Source organism: Shinella sp. GW821-FHT10F02 (assembly GCF_058809275.1).
In genome coordinates this window covers 1-1,450 of the sequence record NZ_JBXASL010000024.1, presented here as the reverse complement: position 1 = coordinate 1,450, position 1,450 = coordinate 1, and the positions used below count along the sequence as shown (strand labels likewise).

At 65.2% G+C, this 1,450-nt stretch carries 2 protein-coding genes; both read right to left on the bottom strand.

The window, feature by feature from the left end:
* Nucleotides 1-431 (bottom strand): cupin domain-containing protein (locus tag AC1RWL_RS32165; RefSeq protein ID WP_493097554.1); only part of this gene is annotated, 431 nt, incomplete at its 3' end.
* Nucleotides 432-505: 74 nt separating this feature from the next.
* The coding region (locus AC1RWL_RS32160; protein ID WP_493097556.1) for a LacI family DNA-binding transcriptional regulator at nucleotides 506-1,450 on the bottom strand (945 nt) is incomplete at its 5' end.

The following is a 1,450-nucleotide window of genomic DNA, read 5'->3' as shown; positions in this document are numbered from 1 at the left end:
CCGGCATCGTCGCCGCCGAGGATCGCCATGATCATCCCGTAATCCGTGCCGATATTCTCGAAGCCGCGGAAGATGCCGGTCGGGATGTTGAAGATGTCGCCCTCCTCCAGCACCACTTCGCCGGCCGTACCGTAGCGGCCCCAGAAGAAGCGCCACCGGCCCTTCAGCACGAAGAACACTTCCGCCGTGCGGTGCGAATGCAGCGAGTTGCGGCATTTCGGCGGCTGGCCGGCCGCGCCGATGTTGAAGCCGGGCGTGTCCTTGATATGGACATGCTGGTCCGGGCTTTCCGAGACCCCGCCGCCGATGATCGTAAAATTCTCCTTGCTGTTCGAGCCCGGCGTGTGGGCGTCGATGAAGGCGGTGCGGCAGGGCTTCAATTCGCCGTAGCGAACGATGCGCTTTTCCATTTCCGTCTGGGAGATCTGCATGTTTCAGCCTTTCATACGTATGCAAAATGGGTTGCGGACAAGGTTTGCCCGTCCCCCTCTCGGGGGGCGGCTGGCTAGCGTGTCTCTTTTGTCGGAGTCTTCTGCGCGGTCGAGCCGCGTTGCACGAGGGTGCCGTCGAGGATGACGCGGCGCGCGGCGCCCTCGCCTTCCTTGATGCTCTGCATCAGCGTCGCCACCGTCTCGGCGACCATGTCGTCGACATTCTGGCGGATGGTCGTCAGGTTATAGGCCGGCCAGCGCGCCGGCGGCACGTCGTCGAAGCCGACGACGGAGACGTCGGCGGGAATGGCGAGCCCGAGCTCGAAGCGCAGCACGTCCATCACGGCGAAGGCCATGTGGTCGTTGCAGACGAAGACGGCGTCCGGCCGGTCGGGTCCTTCAAACATGCGCCGTGCGGCGGCCTGCGCCTCGTCATAGCGGAAATTGCCGACCCCGCGGGCAAAGAGCGTCAGCCCGGCCGCTTCCAGTCCCTCGCAAAAACCCTGTTCGCGGTCGCGCTGCGTCGAGGCGCCCTCGAAACCGGCAATGTAGCCGCAGCGGGTGTGGCCGAGCGAGACGAGCAGGTCGGCGAGCGCCCGGCCGCCGGCGCGATTGTCGGAGGTGACGGCGGAAAGCCGCACATCGTCCTGCAGGCGGTTGAACAGCACGATCGGCACGCCCGACGCATGGCAGCGCGCGGCAAGCTCGGAGGACATGTTGGCCGACGCCAGCACGATGCCGTCCACCTGGTAATCGAGGATCTCCTGGGTGATCTGGTCGACATTTTCCGACGCGATCGAGGAGATGAAGACCAGCACATGGTAGCCCTGGTCCTGAAGCGCCTTCGACAGGCGCTCCACCACCTCCGGGTAGAAGTAGTTTTCCAGATAGGCCACAACGAGGCCGATGATGCGGCTGCGGCCGGTGATCAGCGAGCGGGCAAGCACGTTCGGCCGGTAGCCGAGTTCTTCCGCCGCCGCCCGGATCTTCTCCGCCGTCTTCTTCGACACCGAGGTCCC